Origin of the sequence: Brevibacillus sp. FSL K6-0770, from assembly GCF_038000275.1 — a bacterium.
Taxonomy (GTDB): domain Bacteria; phylum Bacillota; class Bacilli; order Brevibacillales; family Brevibacillaceae; genus Brevibacillus; species Brevibacillus parabrevis.
Map to the genome: position 1 here is coordinate 3,900,210 of NZ_JBBOBQ010000001.1, position 20,667 is coordinate 3,920,876.

Below are 20,667 nucleotides of genomic sequence, written 5' to 3' on the forward strand. Positions count from 1 at the left end.
GAAAACAGGATCTCAGAAGAGCTTCGTACCGAGCACTACATAGCCTCCTGCCAAAAACCAGAGAACGTTGACGATTTCCATGATCCCGACTGTTTTGACAGGCAGTTTGACTTTTTTCGCCGCGATCGCCATTTTGACGATGCCTGGAACAAAAATCAGGCTGAAAAGCGCAGGAACTGGCAACACCAAGGGCAGTGCGAGCAAAAGCAGATGATAGACGATGCCGACGCTTTGAAACATCCGGTTGTTCTTTTCGCGGAACACGGCTTTCACGAAAAAGACGCTCCCTGTGAAATACGCCACGTTCAACGCCATCGCTGTGAGCAGTTCCTGCGTGGGAGCGCCTCCGCCAAGCGCAGCGGAGACAGGCAGCAGCATCGTCAATCCGACGATTCCGAGCAAATCGTTGAGAAAATGCCGCTCCTGCTTGCTGCGGATAAACCAGATGCTGCCCGCGGCGCAGATTCCCATCACGACGAGCGGCCAAAAGGCCAGCGCGTTATGCAGCAGCGGATAGGCCAAACATATGGCGGCCACTCCTCCGAATACGAGCAAGGTGCGCAACACTTGACGCGCGAGCTTTGGCTGCCGCATCAAGACCAGTGCCGCGTTGACCGCGATAAAGCCGCAGAGCAAGCCCGGTCCGGCCAGCAAATGCAAAACATTGTTTTCCACCAGAAATACGCCGAACAAGTACGGCACGACAAACATGGCCCAGACACCGTGTTCGCGGGGCATTACCAGGGAAGCCCCGCCTCTTTTTCCGTTCGCCACCTTTGTTACACCCCTCTTCCTGTTTCTTTCACAGCTTCCATGATCGCCGCTTTTTTCGCCTGATCCAGCACATGCTCTGCCATCGGAAACAGCAGCTTTTCTTCTTTATGAAAATGATCGTGCAAAAGTCGGTACAGCGTCGTCGTGACTTCGCGCAGTCTCGTCGTTTCGCGCCCGGCACATTGGCAACATACGGTTTCTTCGCGCAATTTGCTCAACTGGCTGACAAGCTGGCGGTGCTCCTCCATCATCATCTGGACAGGCTGCGCCGTGTACCCCAGCGACTCCGTCAAGGCGACAAACAATAGCTCCTCTTCCCGTCTGTGATGCTCCTGCAAGCTGTCCACCAGCTGTGCGATTGTCAGCCGAAACTCTTCCACCGTTTGCGCGCTCATGATTCGGCTTTGATAGACGAGCTGTTTCAGCTTTTCCATCGATTGCTCCAAGCTTGCGTGCTCCGAAGAAAACAAATGACCAAGCCGCTCTTCTCCATCCGTTTGTTGACCGTTCATACGGGTCCCTCCCCCGCCGCTTTCTCAAAGACCTCTTTTAAGTGCCTTACAAGCTGTGAACACCCTTACAATTGGAGTATAAGACGCTAGGAAAAAAAAGCCAACCTATCTTGCAACGGTTGACTTCATTTGGCAAAAGCGATCGTGTACTTGAGTTTTCCCCTGCGATCAAGTGCGGTGAGCACGATCGCGTCCTTTTCCAGCGCGAATCCAACTTCTTCTTGAACCGGAACAGCGAGAAACTGGCAATGGTTAAAATACAGGCGAACATGCTCACCTTCTTCTGTAAACTCCCATTTCGCCAAATGTCTCTCGATGATCGGGGCTGGTTGAAGCTCTGCATCTTCCGCCAAGTCTGTAATGCCGATTCGCATGCGCGCGTTTGTCAGCTGTGACAGCTGCTGGTCGAGCATCAACTTATTCATGGCTGCGCCCCTCTTTTCGATAAAGAAATACCGCCAGCGGAAACAGCAGCAGATTGACGACGGAAAGCCCAATCACTTCTTCATATCGCGCAAAGTAAAACAGGTTGACGGTATATTGGGTGCAGATCAGGTTGGCAAACAGCACGAGACAAAGCAGCAGTACCCCGCGATAGCTACGCTTCATACGGCTTCACCCCAATCGCGTATATCACGCCATGTTCAACCGCCAGCTCGATTTCCGGAAGCGGTCGGCGCGGCGGGCCCGCCAGCGGATTTCCTGTCTCGACATCAAATTTGCCATGATGGCACGGGCAGAGCAGCTCATGATTTTCCTTGCTCCAGAACACCGGGCATTTCAGATGGGGGCAAGCGTTTTGATAAGCTTTGTACTCGCCTTCCCGAACACAGACGAGAAGGGCGCTGTCATGCGTTCCCGGATAGGCAAATTCCTTGGCATCCCCTGCTCGCAATGCAGCCACTTCCGCAATTTTTTGCCTCGGCTGCTCACCTGCTTCCCCATGCAGCAGCTTCTGGGCCGCCATCGCTCCCCACGGGAGAGTGGAGACGGCGAACAATCCGGCAGCACCGACCAGCGTTTTCATAAAGCCCCGCCGATCGAGACTCCGCTCGTTCGACTTGACGATGTTGTGGGTATACGTATCATTCCGATCGGATCGTGGTTGTTTCTCTTCGTTCATGCTGCAGACCTCCTTCGACTAGAAAAGCTTCTGCACCCCTTGCAAAATACCGGGCAGACTGATTTTTACGTTCGTCTCGCTCTCCAGCGGCTCCAGGCTTTGACTGGCGATCCATTTGCCGCCTGCGAGCCGGTGCGCGGATTGTTTCTCGGCAAGCTCACTCTCCGTTAGCCACTGGAGCGTGTTGGTCGGACAAACCGAAGCGCACATCGGCGGGATTCCATCTTTGGTCCGGTCGTAGCACAGATCGCATTTGTACATCAGGTTTTGCTCCTGATCAAACTTGGGAATCCCGTACGGGCAAGCAATCGTGCAGTTTTGACAGCCAATGCACTTCTCTACGAGCGCCGAGAGCACTGCACCAGTGTCGGCGATTTGGATCGCTTGCGCCGGACAGCTTCGCGCACAAGCGGGATTGACACAGTGCAGGCACATCAGCGGGATCGTCTGACGCGTTTGCATCGGATCGACATCCATGACGTAGTTGCGATTTCGGCTGTCGTGTCCGCCGCATTGCGTGCAGGCAGCCAGGCAACTGCGACAGCCGATGCAGTTGTCCATTTCGATGTAGAGCAGTTGTTTAGCCATGCTGCCGTTCCTCCTCTTCGAGCTTGACGATCTCGGCTGCGCACGCCTTAAATTCCGGCATTTTGCTGTACGGATCAAGGGCAGGGTTCGTGAGCAAATTGATCGATTCATGCTTGCCCCAATGGTACGGGACAAACACTGTATCCGGCCGGATCGCCGCGATGACTTTTACCTGGTATACCGCTTCGCCCCGTCTTGTTTTCAGCAAAACCTTTTCTCCGTGGGCGATTCCGTATTTTTGCGCTGTATCAGGATGCACTTCCAACAGCGGGTCCGGGTACATGTCACGCAAAAACGGGATTCGCCTTGTCTGATTCCCTGACAGGTAGTGATAGACGACGCGGCCTGTCGTCAGGCGCAGCGGATACTCTTCATCCGGTTCTTCGGCTGGCGGACGATAAGGCAGCGCACAAATTTTTGCCTTGCCATCCGGATGGTAAAACGTTTTGTCGAGAAACAAATGCGGCTGTCCCGGGTCTTCTTCATCTCTGCACGGCCAGAACACGCCTTGCCGCTCTTCGATTTTCTCGTAAGTAATTCCGTAGTAGTCAGCGGTGCCGCCTTGGGAAACGCGGCGCAGCTCATCGAAAATTTCACGCGGCCCGCTCAGATGCTCGAAATATTGACCGCGGCCCATCCGCTTGGCAATTTCAATCTGTATCCACCAATCCGGCCTGGACTCGGCATACCAGCTTTGGGCCTGGCGATGGCGGATGACGCGCCCTTCCAGATTCGTCGTGGTGCCATCGTCCTCCGCCCAGCTCGTCGTCGGCAGCACGACATCCGCATATTCCGCTGATTCCGACAGGTAAAAGTCCGAACAGACCATAAAATCGAGGCTTTTCAGAGCTTCCCGGACATAGTTCAGATTGGGGGCACTGACCGCCGGGTTGGAACAGAGCAAGTACATCCCGCGAATCGTCTTGTTGTGCATCAGTTCAAACATTTCGTAGGCAGATACGCCTTTTTGCGGCATCTCCGCCACGGGAATCCCCCAGGCGCAAGCCACTTCCTGCACGTGCTGCGGATTATCCATTTTCCGATAGCCAGGCAACTGATCTGCCTTTTGACCGTGTTCCCGTCCTCCCTGGCCGTTGCCCTGCCCGGTAAAGGTCGCCACGCCTGATTTCGGACGGCCGATCTTGCCCGTCGCAAGCGCCAAATTTGTATAGGCCGATACGTTATCCGTTCCTTTGGATTGCTGTTCGACACCCCGACAAAACATCACGATTGCCTCAGGTGCCTTGCCGTAAATCTCGGCTGCGCGAATGATTTTTTCCTGCGCAATGCCTGTAATCTCGCTGACGACCTCAGGTGTATACATTTCGACCAACGCTTTTGTTTCGGCAAAGCCATTGGTGTGATTGTGAATAAATTCCTCGTCGATGGCGCCATTTTCGATCAAAAGGTGCAGCAGTCCGTTCGCCAATGCGAGGTCTGTCCCTGGCCGCAAATCGAGGTGGACGTCAGCGCGGCGGGCAAGCGGTGTCTCACGCGGGTCCACTACAATCAAGTAGCCGCCGCGATTTTGCACTTCCCAAATCCGAAACATGCTGGTCGGATGGCATTCCGCCGCATTGGAACCGGCAATCAGCAAACAATCGGTTTGGTGAATATCTGTCCACGGGACGGTTGAGCCACGGTCGATGCCAAAGCTGCGGTTAAACCCGGCAGCTGCTGACGACATGCAAAACCGCCCGTTGTAATCGATATATCGCGTTTGCAGCCCCACGCGGGCGAATTTGCCTGTCAAGTAACACTTTTCGTTCGTCATCGAAACTCCGGAGTAGACAGACAGCGTATCTTTGCCGTATGCTTCCTGCAATTCCGTGAATCGGCTTGCAATGAAAGTGAGCGCTTCATCCCAGGACACCTCTTCGAAGCCTTCCGCCGTTCCTTTCCATGCCGGATTGCGGCGGATGAGCGGCCTTTTGATCCTGTCAGGATGGTTGACCTGCTGATAAGCGGTAACCCCTTTTGGGCACATTTTGCCTAAATTGACCGGGAAGTCGTAACGCGGCTCTACCCCGATAATCGTATTCGTTCTCGTATCGACACGCAGGTTCATCCCGCACTGCATGCCGCAATAGCTGCAATGCGTGCTGACCAGCTTTTCTCCCGGATGGAGCTTGTTTTGGATCTCCTTGAAAAATTTATCCTTTTGCATGCTGGTTCGCCTCTTTCTCCGATCGGTGATGGGTAGGAATGCCGGTAAAACGGAAGATGCGATATTTTCTGCGACAAGGCAGGCACAACTCCGCAAGATGGAAGCCTTCTGCCGTTTCGAAGCGAATCTGGTTTTCCTGCAAGACATCGATCACGTCACCAGACTGCTCGGCGGACACAAACCGCTCTCCGCACACCTGGCAATGCTTCATTTCCTGCTCGGCATAATGCTCGCGATAATTGCGGGCGAAGACGCTCATCGGCCGGAACGGAATGTGCGCCAGCTTGCCAAAGGGCAAATAAATCAAGGTGACGATGACGGAAAACTGATGGATCATGCTCATCACCGGATGGCCGAAGCCGTGGAGAAACAGGTTGCTCACCGTCAAAAGCAAGCCGGTGATGCTGATGAACAGAAGCAGATAGAGCGGCAAGAAATCGTACAGAAAACTTTGCTCCGCACGGGCCTGCCAGTTTTTCAAGCGGCGGTACAGCGCCATGCACACTCCTGCGATCACCATGAACGCCGTAATGTTAAGCGCGTTGTAGAACAAAAAGGCAATCCAGCCATCCGCTTTGACTTGCAAAAGATCAATGCCCATCCCGACGACGGTGTAGGTGCCGTTATCCCCCATGGTGAAGTACATCCAGCCGAAGACGAGCGGAAATGTCACCAGTGCCGAGAGAATGCAGCCCCAGCCAAGCAGGATGTGCTGGGTCCAGCGATACCAGCCGCGATTCCAGATAAAGCGGTAGGTCGCCAGATGATCCACTGCCGTTTGCGGTGTGCTTTTGCGCAGCAACAGCCGCAACCCTTTTTTCAGGATAATGTTCGTTGGCGGTCGGTCAGCCCAAGCCGAGAACCGATAAAGAAACCCGCCGATGAACACGACTGTTCCCACCATGTAACCGTACAAGGCAAAATCCATGTGGGTAAAAAAACGAGAACCTAGGTACGAAGCCAAAAACAACACACAGACTGTATAGAAAGCCCTTCTGGCCACTTTGGACGCAAATGCCCGCTCCATGCGAACAACCTCCTCTGGTACAAAGCTTTGTCGATCGTTGGCTTTATTGTAACAAGGCCGCTGGCGCTCCAAAGTGACATACCTCACACCTGCATGCGATCGCCCAGAAGATGACACGCCTTTGTCAAAATCTCCGTGCTATAATGGGGCAGCAGGTTATGCGAGAGCAGAGCGGCAAGGAAAGCAGAGGTGCAACGATTCATGAAAAGTCTCACGTTTATTGAGCAGGTTTCTCCTGCTTTTGTTCATCAATTGGCACAAATCGGCACGAAGAAAAAAATGTCCCCTACAGAGTCCGTCCTGTTTATCGATGGGGAAGTTGCAGATAAGTTGTACTTGCTGGAATCAGGACAAATCAAGCTGACCAAAGCGACAGCCGACGGCAAGGAACTGACCTTGCAAGTATTTGGGCCAGGCGAGCTGGTCGGAATGGTCGGGCTTTTTGAGTCAGGCGTTACTTATACGTCTACAGCGACCATGCACGAGCCGGGCGAGGTCAACGTCATCCAGCGGAGCGCACTGGAGAAGCTGCTCTTGGAAAACGGTGAGTTTTGCGTCGACTTTTTGCGCTGGATGGCCATCATGAACCGGAGAATCCAATCCAAGTTCCGCGACTTGCTGTTGAACGGCAAAATCGGAGCCTTTTACTCCACGCTGATCCGCATGAGCAATACGTACGGAGAAGAACGAGAGGACGGCATTCTCATCAAGCTTTCTCTCACCAATCGCGATCTTGCCCAATTCATCGGCCTCACCCGCGAAAGCGTCAACCGGATGCTCGCCGATTTGAAAAAGCTGGATGTCATCGAGATCATGCCGCACGGATACCTGTTGATCAAAGATGTGGAGTATTTGAAAGAAGCAATCTGTTGTGACGATTGCCCGCCGGAAATTTGCCAAATGTAACAACGAACGCTGCACCTTTTGTCTCCTCCAAGCAGGAGAGCGGGTGCAGCGTTTTTTGTATAAAAAAGACAGCCACGCGAACATGGCTGCCTTTTTTTCTAGCTGGACGCAGGAACTGCCGGATTGCCTGGTTGAAGCTGCTGTGGTGTCAACTCGGTAAACATGCCTGCGTAATACTGGACGTCTCCCGCTTCATCCCGGATCGAGCTGATCGTCAGCCATTGGCGATAAACCTCGCCGCTCTTGCGCCTGTTCCAGATTTCGCCCTGCCAAAAGCCTGTGGCGGCAATCTGCTGCCACATCTGCTGGTAGAAGCCCGGTTCCTGCATCCCGGATTTTAACAGCTTCGGATTTTTGCCGACCACTTCGTGACGCTCGTAGCCCGTCACCGCAGAAAAAGCGGGATTTACATCGCGGATGATCCCTTTCGTATCGGTGATGACGATGGCTTCTCCCGTGTTGTCGACGATCGTTTTGGCCAACTGCATTTTTTCCTGATAGTACATCCAGAAGACGAGGATCAGACTGGCTAACGCTACCTCGGACAAGGCCATGAACCCGATAGCGTAGTGACCTGTAAGGCTAAATAATAGCGAGAGAATCAATGGCGGGAAAAATCCGCCAAGCCCGCCCATCGCGGAAACGATCCCGTTGACGATCCCGGCTTGCTTGGAAAAGTAGTACGGAACCATTTTGAAAATCGTCCCGTTCCCGATTCCCGCGCAGACAGCAATCGCCAGGCATCCGATCGAATACAGCTGCAACGACGGCGAGAACGACAGAACGACCCCGAACAAGCTCAGTCCGGCAAAGACCACCATTAACACCTTCAAAGCATTGAAGCGATCTCCGAGCCAGCCTCCCAGCGGCCGGGCGATGGTAGCCAGCGCAATGAATCCCGCTGTCCGCATGCCCGCGTCTATTTTATCCAACCCGAAGCTGCTGACGAGAAAGTTTGGCAAATAGACGGTAAAAGCGACGAACGAGCCAAACGTAATAAAGTAAAACAGGCTGAGAAACCACAGCTTTTCATTTCGGTAAACCCCTTTGATCTGCTCCATCACGGGAGTCTTAACCCGCGTTTCTTTACGGTCGCCCCAGACGAAGTTAAGGAGTGCAAACAGCACGAGCAACCCCAGATAAAGCTTCACAGTGCCCGACCAGCCAATCTGCTTCGCCACGATGGGCGCGAAAAACGTGGAGAGCGCGGTCCCGGCATTGCCTACTCCGTAAATGCCGTTGACGAAGCCGTGCTTTTCCTTCGGATAATATTTGGGCAAGGAAGTCACGCCTACCGAGAAGATCGCGCCGCCAATCCCCAGAAAAAACCCTCCGATCATCAAATCCGCCGCCGAACGTGCTTCACTTATGTAGTACACAGGCACGAGCAGCAGAAGAAAGCTGACGGTAAACAGCAGTCTCGCCCCGAAGCGATTCGTATAATAGCCAATCGGAATACGCAACAAGGAGCCCAGCAAGACAGGTATCGCCGTAATCCAGGCGATTTGTCCTGCTGACAATTGCAATTCCTCTTTCATAAACGGCATCAAAGAAGACAAGATGACCCAGACCATGAATCCAGCAACGAGGCTGAATGTTTGCAAGGGTAGCTGAATTTTGCGAACCATCTATCACCACTCCTTTTCTTTAGGAAAAAAACGGAGTCGGCCAGACGAGGATGTTTCTGTGTCAGGCCGAACTCCCAATGCTCATCCCCCTTTTTACCTTATCCTCATCCTCGACGCTTCGTTGTGAGGAAAATCACAATCGCGCTCATTCACAAAATCGTTTGGAACCGTGTGATCGTACGCACAGTCAATTCAGCTCGTCTTGACCTATGCTTGGGGCACGACTGAGTTCGAGGTGACATGAGATGATGACAATTGCCGATATACAAGATGTCTTTTTTCTATGCGGCTTTCCCTATTACAAGCAGCTGTCGATCCAGGGACAGCAGGCAGACTGTACGTTTTACAGCATCCATTCCGACTATCGGAAAAAGGTGGTTCTCCAGCTGACAAGCAAGGCGGAGCTTCAACACCAGATTGCCCTGGAAGTCATCAAGTTTTGGGCGCACGATCTGAAAGCGCTTGAAGAGCAATTCATCGAGCACAGCCTGGTTGACTAGAGGGCTTGCCTTCGCTGTGCTCACAAGCGCTCTGGGTGTTGCGGCGCGATTTTTTCCAGAAGCTCCTGCTTTTCCTCTTCATTCAGCAGCTGTTGGGCCATGGGAAACAGCACTTGCTCTTCTTTTTGAAAATGCTGGAGCAAAACCTCGACAGCGCTTTGCAAATAGTCAGGGAAGCCATCCTCCAAAAAGCGGTTCAGAAAGCGTTTCGCCTGTTCGTGCTCGTATTCCATCACGGCAATAGGCCCCGCCTCCCTCCCGACATACTTGGCCATCATCGTAAACAATACGTCCTCTTCCTTCGCGGAGTGAGGCTCAAGCTCGGCAATAAAGGCGTTTGCGTTCGTTTGCAGTTCCGTTAGCAATTCTTCTTTGCGAATCGCGTCGGCAGCCACAAACTGTGTGGCAAGTCGCTGAAGTTCCACCATTTTTTCCACGAGCGGACCGTGTTCTGTTTTCAGTTGGGTTAAAGCGGCACAAAGAGCGTTTTCTTCCGGAGTCATTCCCATGGAACATCCAAACGGCATCATGCTTCCCCTCCCTTTTCTTTTCACAAATCTACTGTAATGGAAAAGAGGGGGAGACGCTGTTAAGTACGTCACACCTTCCCCCTTGCGCCCCCTCCTTTTTTCGGCAAACAAAGAAAAATGACCGCCCCACAAGGGACAGCCATCTTTTCCTGCCATTAATGCACGCCGAGCATTTCTTTCATGTCTTCTTGGGCATCGCCAATCAATTTGATCCGGAACAAATCTTGAAGCACGGTGAGCACGCCTGGCTGGATAAACTCCGGCAGCTTGGGACCAATTCGGATATCTTGAATGCCCAGGCTGAACAATCCGAGCAAAATTGCGACGGCCTTTTGCTCAAACCAGGAGAGGACGATGCTCACAGGCAATTCATTGACCCCGCAGCCAAACGCTTCCGCCAGCGCTGTCGCGATCTTGACTGTAGAACCGGAATTGTTGCACTGCCCCAGATCGATGTAGCGCGGAATATTGGTGCCCGGAACGACGCCGTAATCCACATCGTTGAAGCGGAACTTGCCACAGGAAGTTGTCAGGATGACGGTTTCTGGCGGCAAGGAAGTAGCCAATTCCCGATAGTAGTCGCCGCCTTTGCCTGGTGCATCACATCCGGCGATGACGAAAAAGCGTTTGATCTGCCCCGCCTTGACGGCATCGATGATTTCCGGCGCGATTCCCAATACCGTCTCGTGATGAAATCCGGTCGTCAGCGTCTGCTCCGATTCGATATGGGCTTTTGGCAAGGCAAGCGCCCGTTCGATGAGTGGCGTAAAATCGTCGTGTTCAATTTTGGTCACGCCCTCAAGCCCCGTAATATCGTAGGAGAAGAAGCGGTCCGCATAAGTGCCTTTGATCGGCATCACACAGTTGGTCGTCGCCAGGATCGCCCCCGGAAACTCTTCAAACAATCTCCGTTGGTCAAACCACGCTTTGCCGATATTGCCTTTCAGATGCGGGTACTTCTTCAGTTCGGGATAACCGTGCGCTGGCAGCATCTCCGAGTGGGTGTATATATTGATGCCTTTGCCTGCGGTCTGCTCCAACAGTTCCCGCAACGCAAACAGATTGTGCCCGGTCACAACGATGCAGTGTCCCTCGATTTTGTTCTGGGAGACGGTAATCGGCTCTGGAATGCCAAAGCGATCTGTGTGCGCCTTGTCCAGCAATTCCATCACTTTGATGGCTGCGCCCCCGACTTTCATTGCCATTTGCAAGTGTTCCTCTAAGTTAAAGTTAACGTTTGTCAGCGTGAAATATAAAGCTTCCTGCGTGATCCCATCCACTTCCGGATCGATGTACCCCAATTGTCTCGCATGTGTCGCATAGGCGGCGATCCCTTTCAGGGCAAAAATGATCGTGTCCTGGATGCTCGCCAATTCCTCGTTTTTGCCACATACGCCGATTACCTTGCAGCCGCCCGTCGGTGTTTGCTCACATTGATAACAAAACATCTTTATTTCCTCCTCTGTGTTGGCTGATCTTCCTCTTGATCATACGGCGGCTGCGACTTGGGCGTGGTGATAAACATCACACTTTCGGACGCTTTGAAAAAATCAGCTTCTTCACGGCAAAAAACCCGCCAAATCGCTTGGCGGGCTTGTCTTTTCCACGTGAATGGAACCGTGTTACTCCACTGTATCGAGAATCGTCTGAATCTCGCGCAAGCTCACGATTTCGTGCACAGGGGTGATATCCCCCGCCAAAGTCGCGCCGTGCCGATTGATCCACATGTTGCGCATACCGACTGCATTCGAGCCTTGAATATCCGTCGTCAGCTTGTCGCCGATCATGACGCCCTCTTCCGCTGTAATGCCCAGCAGACTCATCGCATGTTCAAAAATTTCCGCCGCGGGCTTTCCTCGTCCGAAATCGCCGGAGATGACGATATGGTCGAAATAAGCGGCGAGGTTTGGCACGCCAGCCAGCTTTTCCTTTTGCAAGTCAGGCGAACCGTTTGTGAGCAGCAACAGCTTGTACTTCGCTTTCAACTGGTCCAGCACTTCGAACGTTTCTTCATAGACGATCGGGCGGCTTCTCCGCTCAGCGACGAACAGTTCTCCCAGCTTGTGTCCAAGCGCCTCGTCTTCTATGCCAAGCGCACGCAAGCCGCGCGTCCAGGCTTCCTTCCGATACGTCGGAACGAACGATTGCAGCTGGCGAAATTCCTGCTGCTTGCCTTCTGCAAATTGCGCCCACAGCCCTTCGAACGGGTTAATGCCAATCATTTTCGTAAAAGGAAATGCTTCAAACGCTTCGTACATCGCCCGTGCTTCCTGGCGCACGGCCGCTTCCAGACGTTCCCCGTCCAGCTCGTAATGCTTGGCAGCTTCCGCGCAAGTCGCCTGAAACGCCTCTTTTACACTGCGCTCATCCCACAGTAACGTATCGTCCAGATCAAATAAAACCGCTTTGATTGCCATTTCTCTCGGTCCCCTTCTCCTGCTCGTCATCTGTCTCTCCCTCTATGATTACGGAAATCGGCTGTTTTATCAACAGACTTCTGCGAAAAATCAGCCGAAGCTTCCTACAAGCTGTCAGGCTGTTCCTGCTCCTCCGCCGCAATCGGCAAGACGGTCGAAGATTTGATCTCTCGCAGCGACAGGTTCGTCTGCAACCGGGAAATGCCCAGTCGGTTGAGCTTGCGGATGAAGCTGTCCAACCCTTTGCGATCCTTGATGGCGACCTTGAGCAAGTAATCGTACTCCCCGGTTAAACAGTGGCATTCCAGCACCTCCGGCATGGAACGCAGGGCGCTCTCCAGCGTCTCCAGCTCCTTTTCCTGGTGAATGTTCGTGCTGATAAACACGAAGCACAAAAGGTCGAAGCCGAGCTTCTCCTGATCCAAAATCGCCACTTGCCGATTGATATAGCCTTCCGCTTCCAGACGCTTCACCCGGGTATGCGTCGCGGGAGGCGACAAACTCACTCTCCGCGCCAGTTCGGCATTGCTGATCGTCGCATCTTTTTGCAGCACATCCAGGATGTGAATGTCGACCTGATCCAGCACCCTGCTTACAAATGCTTCCATGCGGTTACCACCCTCTTTTCATTCTTCCAAAAACGCCAAAGATTCCTTGTCTGTAACGAATGAAATTTCCTGTACAGATACTTTACGTGAGTTTTATTTCGAATTTTCCTTATTATACAGAATCTTATTTTGAATGTTCAACAAAAATGTTATGTTCATTAACAAGCTGATTCCTAACGACACCGTTCATGAAAAAGGGGCTATTTGCTATGCCAAATCGTTATGTACTGTTGCTATTGCTCACCAGCCTGTTGTGGGGCGGAAACTTCGTCCTGGGAAAATCGCTCGTCGGGCACGCTTCCCCGCTTACGTTGACCAGCCTGCGCTGGCTGATTGCGATCGTGTGTCTGTTGCCAATGGTCTGGTGGAAAGAAAAAAAGCTTTTGCCGCCAAAAGCAGCCGTGCTGCCGCTCGTACTGATGGGCGTTACAGGTGTCGTCCTCTTCAATCTGTTTCAATTTCTTGCGCTGGAGAGGACAACTGCGACGAATGTCGGACTGATTTCGACGTTAAACATGATCTCGATTGCGCTGTTTTCTTTTCTCTTTCTGAAGGAACGAATCAACATGTTCCAAATCGGCTGCATGGTTTTCTTGCTCGCAGGCGTGCTGCTCGTCTTGTCCAAAGGCAATGCCGACTACTTGCTCTCCCTGCGGTTCAACTCGGGTGATTTGTGGATGCTGGCCGCTGTTGGCGTCTGGGGCGTGTACTCGATTTGCAGCAAATGGGCCATGACGAAGACGACTCCGATGATGTCGATTCTTTACTCGGCTGTTTTCGGCCTGGTGATCCTCCTGCCTTTTAACCTGGCTGACTTCGCCGTATCTGATTGGAATGGCTCGTTTGTCGGCTCGCTTCTGTATACCGGGGTCATCTCCACGGTCGTGTGCATGGTGCTGTGGAACATCGGAGTGCAAAAGCTGGGCGCGACTACTTCCGGCCTTTTCCTCAATTTCAACCCGATCTTCACTTCAATCTTGGCGTTCCTGTTTCTCGGCGAGCAGATGACGTGGATTCAAGGAGTGGGCAGCAGCATCGTGATTGCGGGATGCTTTCTGTTTTCATATGGCAAAACGAAAGCAAAAGCAGTGGCGACCAGCCAGTTGACCGCCCGGCAAACGTAAACACGAAAAAACCGACCCAGTTTTAACGGCAGGTCGGTTTTTATGCTTTTGCCTTCCCCCAAAGCTCCTGGCCGCAACGACTCGTTTACGTCCGCGACCAGACATCTTTGGCGTATCGGCCTTCCGCTTGCAGCTGCTCAAGCCACGCTTGCGCCTCCGCCGGGTCCGCGCCACGGACGCGCTGGTAAATCCGCAACACAGTCGCTTCCACATCCGGCGCCATATGCGTACCATCCCCGCACACATATAAGCGCCCTCTGTTATCGAGCAAGTCGACCAAGTACACGTCATCTTGTTCGAGCAGGTGCTGGACGTACGTTTTGACCATGCCGGAAGAGCGGGAAAAAGCCGTATGCAAGGTGACGATGCCGTCTCTTTGGTATTGCTCCAGCTCCTCGCGGTACAAAAAGTCCAGTTCGTTTCGGCAGCCAAAATAAAGGTGGGCTTCGCCAAGCGGCACTCCTTGTTCTTTCAAAGCAGCTCTCGCTTGCAAAAACCCGCGGAACGGTGCGATCCCGGTTCCCGGCCCGACCATGACGATCGGCAGCAGCGGATTTTCTGGCAGCTGGAAGCCCGACTCGGGAGTACGGACGAACATCCATATTTTTTCTCCGGCGCTGCGCTCTGCCAAAAAGGTAGAAGCTACTCCGTGGTATTGCCCCTGGCCGCTCCAAGCTGGCCCGTTCACTACTGCCACTGTCAAGCTGGCCTGATCTTCCCAGTGCATCGGAGAGCTGGAGATCGAGTAATATCTGGGCCTTAGCGGCGGCAGCAAATCCAGGAACTTGGCAAAAGGCAATTCGCAAGCCTCGTACTTTTCGAGCAATTCGAGCATCGTGAGCCGTTTTTTCAACACTTGCTCGGCGTAGACCGTCTCGTCCAGCAGCGTTTCCAGCTCCCGCTTGTGCGGAGGGCAAACCGTGCAGGCGGCCAGCGCTCGCAACTGGGCGCGGGTAGCTGCTTCCTGCACCTCGACGCTCGTCGACAGCAGATCGCGCAAGCTGACGGGACGATCCAAAGGGAGATGGACGGCGCTTCGCCCGTGAACGCGCAAAATCAACTGCTCCGTGCCCTGCAAACGGAATCGGCGCAAAATCCGCTCGACGATCTCCGGACGATTGTTCGGCAAGATGCCGATGTGGTCGCCCTCCTGATAGATGACTCCCGCTGGCAAGGCAAGCTCGATGTGCCGCGTGCTGCGACCGCTGCCTGGCTGTTGCAGTTCGCGGTTCGCCAGCACAGTCGCCTGGACGCAATCATACGCTTCCGCCAGCGGAACGGTTGGATGTCCTGCCACAAACTGGACTTGCAGCTCCGTCTGCTCGCCTTCTGCCTGCTCTTCCCGATGCAGGCCAAAAGCGTCCGTCAAGTCGTTCCACATCGTCTCGCGCCAGTCGTCCACCTGTTTTTCAAAATCTCCGCCCGCATCGGCTTCCCCGCGCCCGGACAGTCGCGTGCCGCCCTTTTTCGCGAGCTGCTCGTCAATGAACACAGGGACACTTTGATACGTATTCGACCAGTTCCGATCCCCGCATCCGAGCACAGCGAACTGCACGCCCGCAAGCTCCCCCGGCTGCACCTGCTCCAGCCATTTGACGAAGCCGGCCGCATTTCGCGGAGGTCTGCCGTTGTAGGACGCGGTTACGATCAGAACAGCTCCTTTTGTCGGCAGCTTTCCCGCCCAGTCGTTGAGAACGCCTACTTCACTGGCAAAACCGTACTGGCGCGCCGCATCCGCCAGCTCACGCGCTTTGCCTTCGGCCGTTCCGAGATTCGATCCGTACAGGACGAGCAGCGGAATGGCCGTGGCACCTACTGGCGTTTTCGCTGCTTGCGGCTTCACGGGAGCTTGTGCGTTTCCTTTTGCCTGCTCGCGGTGCTTGTCGGCAGGTACGCTCACTGCGCTTCTGTCTGTGCGCTGCCGGACGCGAATCGTAAAGCCATCCGGCTTGATCGTGAGCGTCTGCGCTACTTTCAACTGGTAGTTGGCGTAGTCGACCAACCGGAAATTTTGCAAAATCATCCCGAGCACGAGCGTCGCCTCATACAGCGCAAACTGCATGCCGATGCACGCACGCTCGCCGTTTCCAAACGGCTTGTAGGCATGATGCGGCACTTTTGCCGGATCGCTGAACCGCTCGGGACGAAACTCTTCCGCATCCTCGCCCCACGCATCCTTGTCCCGATGAAGCTGCGGCAAAATGACGCTGACCGTCTCACCTTTTTTGACCGGATACATCCCGCCGATTACCGTATCTTCCCTGGCGAACAAATCGAATCCGGGCGCGGTCGGCCACAGGCGCAAAGCTTCGTTCAGCACCAGCCGGATGTATTTGAGCTTTTGCACTTGCTCGTATTGCGGGATCGGCGTCGTCATCACCCGATCCACTTCCTCGTATGCCTTTTGCAGCACGCTCTCGTTTTTCAGCAAGTAGTACAGCGCAAAGGAAAGCAGTCCGCTCGTCGTCTCGTGTCCGGCGATCAAAAACGTAATGATCTGGTAACGAATATTCTCGTCGTCCAGCCCTTCGCCTGTCTCCGGATCTTTGCCATGGAGCATGCGTGCCAGCAAATCGGCTTCACCGCGATCTCCGTTCCGCTTTCTTTCCTCGATGATTTTGTCGACCAAGGAAAACATCGTCTGGATATCTTCCTGGAACTGCTGGCGCGTCTTCACCATCAACATATTCTGGATCGCGAGCCGCGAGCTTTTGTGCATCGCTTCGTTCAGCGCGCGCACCATGCTCTCGATAAACGGGCTGTGCTTTTCTTTGTAAAAACTGTTGAAGCGGTAGTTAAAGCCGCATATCCCGATCGTGTCGAGGGTGAGCCGGGTCATGTCGTCGGCCACGTCAATCGTCTCGTTTGGATTGAGTCGCGCCCACTTTTGCACCAGTTGCGAAGCGATATCGACCATCATGTCGTGGTAGCCCTTCATCGCTTGCTGGCTGAACGTCGGCAGCAAAATGTTGTGTGCCTTTCGCCAGTTCGGCTCGGTTGTCCGGCTCGTAAACAAGCCATCCCCTGCAAATACGCGCACATTTTCCAGCACTCCGCTGACTTCCTTGTCAAAGCGGGTAATGTCACATACTTCTGCCACCAGCTTGTGCCCTGTGACGATCAAAGTAGTGAAACCGGGAAGCGTAAGACGGTAGATCGGGCCGTATTCCTTCGCCAGATCGCCCATGGACAAAATCGGTTGACTTTGGTCGATAGACGGCAAATTGCCAAGTGGACCGTACGTTTTCGGTTGCGGAATCATGACTGCTTCGCTCACATGCAACATCCTCTCGCAATGAAATGGCCTTGCTTCCTGCCGGACGGCGATGACTTCGTTACCTGGCGCTTACCCCGTGAAACAATGTATCCGTGACCAGTTGCGCTGCCGGCCTTTTGGCGAGACGCCCATCCTGCACCTGCTGCCACGCAATGAAAACAAGCATGTACAGCGCATTCCAGACCCAATCCACGCTCATATCCTGGCGCACGATCCCTTTTTCCTGCAACAGGCGGATCGCGTAGCAAACCGGCTCTTTGAGCTTGTGCTCGGCCGCGATAATTTCCTCGCTGTAATAAAGCGTCGCGTCGTGCGTCAGGAAGTAAATTTTGTCGCCAAGCGGAATCAGCGCCTCGATCAGCGCCGGGATGTAGTCCTCCAGCTTTTCCTCATCGAGCGGGATTTGTCGCATGCTCTCCCCCACAACTTGAAGGGCACGCAGCCCCAACTGAAGCATCAGCTGCTCCCTGCTCTCGATGTACCGATGCAGCGTAGCGATGCCAATCCCCGCATATTCGGCGATTTCGTTCAGCGACGCTGTCGGCTTTTGAATCAACAACTCGGTAGCGGCATCCAAAATGGCGCGAAGCCGCGCTTCTTTTATGGCAGATCGGGGATGGTTCACTCGGCAGCCCTACTTTCTCATGCTCATGGTCGCACATTCATGCTTGTTTTTGATAGTTTTATCTATCATTCGATACAAATGTATATCAACTTCCAATTTCTTTCAACACAAGAACCGCATTGGTCACGGATTGTTCAAGAATCGGCTGGCTTGCAAACCGAACTGCTTCTTTGGAACTATTTGAGAAAAAAAGGATGAATTGTATACTGTTTCAAAACGAATCGAGGGGGGATTGTTCGTGAAATTCACGGATGCTCCAAAATGTTTTTCCTGCAATCAAGCCATCAAAATAAACGTGCACATTCGCCCGGTCGGAAACTCATCTACGTTCGGCACAATCGCTGAGGTGAGGCTTTTGAACAAAGTGGAGGGGGGAGAGGAAAAGCAGCTGTACCTGAGCGCCCGAGCTCAGTGCTACAATTACGCATGCCGAGCCGTCAACCTCTTTTACTACGTCGTCGGCGAGCAAAGCATGCGCTACCAACGGGTATTTCCCGCTTTCACAAGCGCAAACGGTTGATGCTGCTGCAATAAGCAAGCCCCACGTAAAAATCCCTGTCCGCGGATCACACCATGGACAGGGATTTTTACGTCTTACTTCAACAAGTTTATCGTCGTAATAATAATCGGCATCGCAAACACGTCGATCAGGAAGGCCCCGACAATCGGCACGACCAGATAAGCTTTTCGCGATGGGCCGAAGCGCTCTGTCACTGCCGCCATATTCGCCATCGCATTCGGCGTGGCACCGAGGCCATGACCCGTAAAGCCCGCCACCATCACAGCCGCATCGTAGTTTTTGCCGAGCAAACGGAACAAAACGAAGATGCCGAACAAGACGATGAAGACCACTTGCACGAACACGATCACCAGCATCGGAAGCGCCAGGGCAGCTACTTCCCACAGCTTGATGCTCATCAGCGCCATGGACAAAAAGATTCCGAGTGTCACATCGCTGATCAGGTTGATGCTTTTCATATCAATCGCATCCGGTTTGAATTTGTCAACGACATTGCGAACGATGACAGCAACGAACATCGCTCCCACATAACCAGGCAAAACAAATCCCGTCGCCGTGGAAAACAGTCCGCCCAAGTATGTGCCCACCGCCATACAAAACGTGATCAGCAATACTTGCGTGAAAAAAGCGTTCGTGGCGATAGGCTGCGCCGCCTCTTCCACGTTTTTCGCTGTGTCCTCCACTTCCGTCGGCTTCAGATTGTGCTTCGCAATCAAATACTTCACGGTCGGCCCGCCGACCAATCCCCCGGCTACAAGACCGAACGTAGCGGCAGCAATCCCGATCGCGAGTGCAGATGGAATCCCCAAATCTTCCACCGTTTGACCAAAAGCCGTCGCAGCACCGTGACCGCCTTCCATGGAAACGGCGCCAGCCATCATGCCGATGAGCGGGTGAATACCGAACAGCGAGGCCAGCGAAACACCGATCACATTTTGCGCCAAAGCCAAAAAGCCACAGGCAATCCAGTAAATGACGAGCAGCTTCCCGCCCAGCTTGATCAGCTTGAAACTCGCTCCCAGTCCCACCGTAGTGAAAAACGTGAGCATGAACAAGCTTTGCAAAGACGTGTCCAGGGAAATCTCCACTGCCCCGCTCGCTTTCAACACTGTAGCGACAATCGCAAACAACAGCCCGCCGACCACGGGCGCCGGAATGCAAAATCGTTGCAGCAAGCTTGCTTTTTTCACCAGAAAGCTTCCCAAAACGAGCAAAGCGACAGACAGAAAAATGGTACTGACCTGATTAAGTGCGAGTGTCATTGTTGTCTCCTCCTAAAAATCCCGCGATGGCCTCGTTCGTCAAATAAGCACCTAGCTTCACCGTTTTCCCGTTTTCATCCAACAGCGGATTCACTTCACAAATATCGAAAGAAAGCGTTTTCTTATGAGCGGCAACGGTACGAATTAGACTGCGGACGATCAAAGGCGTCAAGCCAAAAGGCGATGGGGCACTCACTCCGGGAGCGCTTGCTGCACTCAGCACATCCGTGCACAGTGTGAGCATGATCGCATCGCGTTCTTCCATAAAAGCGTTAAGCTGGGACACGATGTCCGCCATCCCCGCTTCCGTCATCTCTTCTTCCAAAATATAGCGAACGCCCAGCTCGTCCGCTTTGTCGAACAGTTCCTGCGTATTGCCAAACCGCTGGATTCCGAGCACAAAGTAGTCGCTGTTCGGGTCTTGCTCCAAAATTTGCCGAAACATCGTCCCGGATGAAGGCTGCCTATCGTAGGCCCGCAAGTCAAAATGAGCGTCGATATTGATGATGCCAAGCGATGCTTCTGTTCCAATATGGCTACGGACACCTGCATAATGTCCGTACAAAGTCTCATGTCCTCCGCCCAAAATGATCGGTGTTGCTGATTTTGCCAGTATCGCCGCTACCGCTTGCCCCAATTCCTGCTGCGCCTCTTCCAGTCGTTCATGCGGGCAAGCGACATTTCCCACATCCAGAAGACGGCTGCTTTCGCTTTGCCTCCACGGCAGGCTTGCAAGCGCTTGCCGAATCGCGTTTGGCGCTTTTGCCGCCCCGACTCGCCCTTGGTTGCGGCGTACGCCTTCATCGCATTCAAAGCCGACAATCGCGCAAGCCCTGCCTGGCGTTGCCTGCAAGTGCGTTAGTTCGATCTGTTCCACCACTTGATGGTAGCGAAAATGGCTTCTTTGCGTAGGATGGTCTGTCCGCCCGGTCCATATCGTCGCTGAAACATGCTCTCTCAAGATGTTCATCCTTTCTGAACCTTCTGAAGTAGATTTTGTTTATTGATTATATAATGGCGAACTTATTATGACTAATATATAATTTTAATAAATTAATAGCTTGAAGCTATAAATCTAA

20 protein-coding genes are annotated in these 20,667 nt (G+C 53.3%); 3 read left to right on the forward strand and 17 right to left on the reverse strand.

Annotated elements, in window-relative coordinates; genetic code table 11:
• Positions 1–12: 12 nt before the first annotated feature.
• The 8 genes from NST23_RS18370 to NST23_RS18405 all read right to left on the reverse strand — a co-directional run bounded on the left by NST23_RS18370 (position 13) and on the right by NST23_RS18405 (position 6,191).
• The gene (locus tag NST23_RS18370; protein ID WP_173596969.1) at positions 13–774 is read right to left on the reverse strand and encodes a YwiC-like family protein; all 762 of its coding nucleotides are present in this window, start codon (positions 772–774) and stop codon (positions 13–15) included.
• 5 nt (positions 775–779) lie between these two features.
• Entirely contained in the window at positions 780–1,286 is a 507-nt protein-coding gene (locus tag NST23_RS18375; RefSeq protein WP_122964877.1) for a hemerythrin domain-containing protein, read from the reverse strand.
• Positions 1,287–1,411: 125 nt separating this feature from the next.
• Positions 1,412–1,711 (reverse strand): hypothetical protein, encoded by a 300-nt coding sequence (locus NST23_RS18380; protein WP_173596968.1) that lies wholly within the window; start codon positions 1,709–1,711, stop codon positions 1,412–1,414.
• Positions 1,704–1,895: a hypothetical protein gene (locus tag NST23_RS18385; RefSeq protein ID WP_122964875.1), complete on the reverse strand. Its 192-nt coding sequence runs from the start codon at positions 1,893–1,895 to the stop codon at positions 1,704–1,706. The genes NST23_RS18380 and NST23_RS18385 overlap by 8 nt, the downstream gene beginning before the upstream one ends.
• A complete protein-coding gene (locus NST23_RS18390; protein ID WP_173596967.1) occupies positions 1,885–2,409 on the reverse strand; it encodes a Rieske (2Fe-2S) protein in 525 nt (174 codons plus the stop codon). Before NST23_RS18390 ends, NST23_RS18385 begins: the two co-directional genes overlap by 11 nt.
• An 18-nt stretch (positions 2,410–2,427) precedes the next feature.
• On the reverse strand, positions 2,428–2,997 hold the full coding sequence (locus tag NST23_RS18395; protein WP_122964873.1) for a 4Fe-4S dicluster domain-containing protein: 570 nt from the start codon (positions 2,995–2,997) through the stop codon (positions 2,428–2,430).
• Complete coding sequence (locus tag NST23_RS18400) at positions 2,990–5,164, reverse strand: molybdopterin oxidoreductase family protein (protein WP_340964223.1); 2,175 nt, start codon at positions 5,162–5,164, stop codon at positions 2,990–2,992. The genes NST23_RS18395 and NST23_RS18400 overlap by 8 nt, the downstream gene beginning before the upstream one ends.
• On the reverse strand, positions 5,151–6,191 hold the full coding sequence (locus NST23_RS18405) for a hypothetical protein (RefSeq protein WP_173596965.1): 1,041 nt from the start codon (positions 6,189–6,191) through the stop codon (positions 5,151–5,153). Before NST23_RS18405 ends, NST23_RS18400 begins: the two co-directional genes overlap by 14 nt.
• A 201-nt stretch (positions 6,192–6,392) precedes the next feature.
• Between NST23_RS18405 and NST23_RS18410 the strand changes: the two genes are divergently transcribed.
• Complete coding sequence (locus NST23_RS18410; protein ID WP_122964870.1) at positions 6,393–7,097, forward strand: Crp/Fnr family transcriptional regulator; 705 nt, start codon at positions 6,393–6,395, stop codon at positions 7,095–7,097.
• Positions 7,098–7,195: 98 nt separating this feature from the next.
• Here the strand turns inward: NST23_RS18410 and NST23_RS18415 are convergent, their stop codons facing one another.
• Positions 7,196–8,725 carry a nitrate/nitrite transporter gene (locus NST23_RS18415; RefSeq protein WP_340964224.1) on the reverse strand — a complete coding sequence of 510 codons (1,530 nt, stop codon included), beginning with the start codon at positions 8,723–8,725 and terminating at the stop codon, positions 7,196–7,198.
• A gap of 245 nt (positions 8,726–8,970) precedes the next feature.
• On the opposite strand from NST23_RS18415, the gene NST23_RS18420 reads away from it, so the two are divergent.
• Entirely contained in the window at positions 8,971–9,225 is a 255-nt protein-coding gene (locus NST23_RS18420; RefSeq protein ID WP_122964868.1) for a hypothetical protein, read from the forward strand.
• A gap of 20 nt (positions 9,226–9,245) precedes the next feature.
• Here NST23_RS18420 and NST23_RS18425 read toward each other — a convergent pair whose 3' ends face one another.
• The 4 genes from NST23_RS18425 to NST23_RS18440 form a co-directional block, all read right to left on the reverse strand.
• Positions 9,246–9,752 (reverse strand): hemerythrin domain-containing protein, encoded by a 507-nt coding sequence (locus NST23_RS18425; protein WP_371736947.1) that lies wholly within the window; start codon positions 9,750–9,752, stop codon positions 9,246–9,248.
• Between the two features lie 158 nt (positions 9,753–9,910).
• A complete protein-coding gene (gene hcp, locus NST23_RS18430) occupies positions 9,911–11,203 on the reverse strand; it encodes a hydroxylamine reductase (RefSeq protein WP_173596961.1) in 1,293 nt (430 codons plus the stop codon).
• A 174-nt stretch (positions 11,204–11,377) separates the two neighbouring features.
• Positions 11,378–12,172 carry an HAD family hydrolase gene (locus tag NST23_RS18435; protein WP_173599840.1) on the reverse strand — a complete coding sequence of 265 codons (795 nt, stop codon included), beginning with the start codon at positions 12,170–12,172 and terminating at the stop codon, positions 11,378–11,380.
• A 104-nt stretch (positions 12,173–12,276) separates the two neighbouring features.
• On the reverse strand, positions 12,277–12,780 hold the full coding sequence (locus NST23_RS18440; RefSeq protein ID WP_340964227.1) for an Lrp/AsnC family transcriptional regulator: 504 nt from the start codon (positions 12,778–12,780) through the stop codon (positions 12,277–12,279).
• A gap of 209 nt (positions 12,781–12,989) precedes the next feature.
• On the opposite strand from NST23_RS18440, the gene NST23_RS18445 reads away from it, so the two are divergent.
• A complete protein-coding gene (locus tag NST23_RS18445) occupies positions 12,990–13,904 on the forward strand; it encodes a DMT family transporter (protein WP_122964864.1) in 915 nt (304 codons plus the stop codon).
• Between the two features lie 85 nt (positions 13,905–13,989).
• Here NST23_RS18445 and NST23_RS18450 read toward each other — a convergent pair whose 3' ends face one another.
• The 4 genes from NST23_RS18450 to hutG form a co-directional block, all read right to left on the reverse strand.
• A complete protein-coding gene (locus tag NST23_RS18450; RefSeq protein WP_173597063.1) occupies positions 13,990–17,166 on the reverse strand; it encodes a bifunctional cytochrome P450/NADPH--P450 reductase in 3,177 nt (1,058 codons plus the stop codon).
• Positions 17,167–17,239: 73 nt separating this feature from the next.
• On the reverse strand, positions 17,240–17,806 hold the full coding sequence (locus tag NST23_RS18455; RefSeq protein ID WP_122964863.1) for a TetR/AcrR family transcriptional regulator: 567 nt from the start codon (positions 17,804–17,806) through the stop codon (positions 17,240–17,242).
• Positions 17,807–18,400: 594 nt separating this feature from the next.
• Entirely contained in the window at positions 18,401–19,588 is a 1,188-nt protein-coding gene (gene gltS, locus NST23_RS18460) for a sodium/glutamate symporter (RefSeq protein WP_173596958.1), read from the reverse strand.
• The gene (hutG, locus tag NST23_RS18465; protein ID WP_340964230.1) at positions 19,572–20,558 is read right to left on the reverse strand and encodes a formimidoylglutamase; all 987 of its coding nucleotides are present in this window, start codon (positions 20,556–20,558) and stop codon (positions 19,572–19,574) included. Before hutG ends, gltS begins: the two co-directional genes overlap by 17 nt.
• Positions 20,559–20,667: the final 109 nt, after the last annotated feature.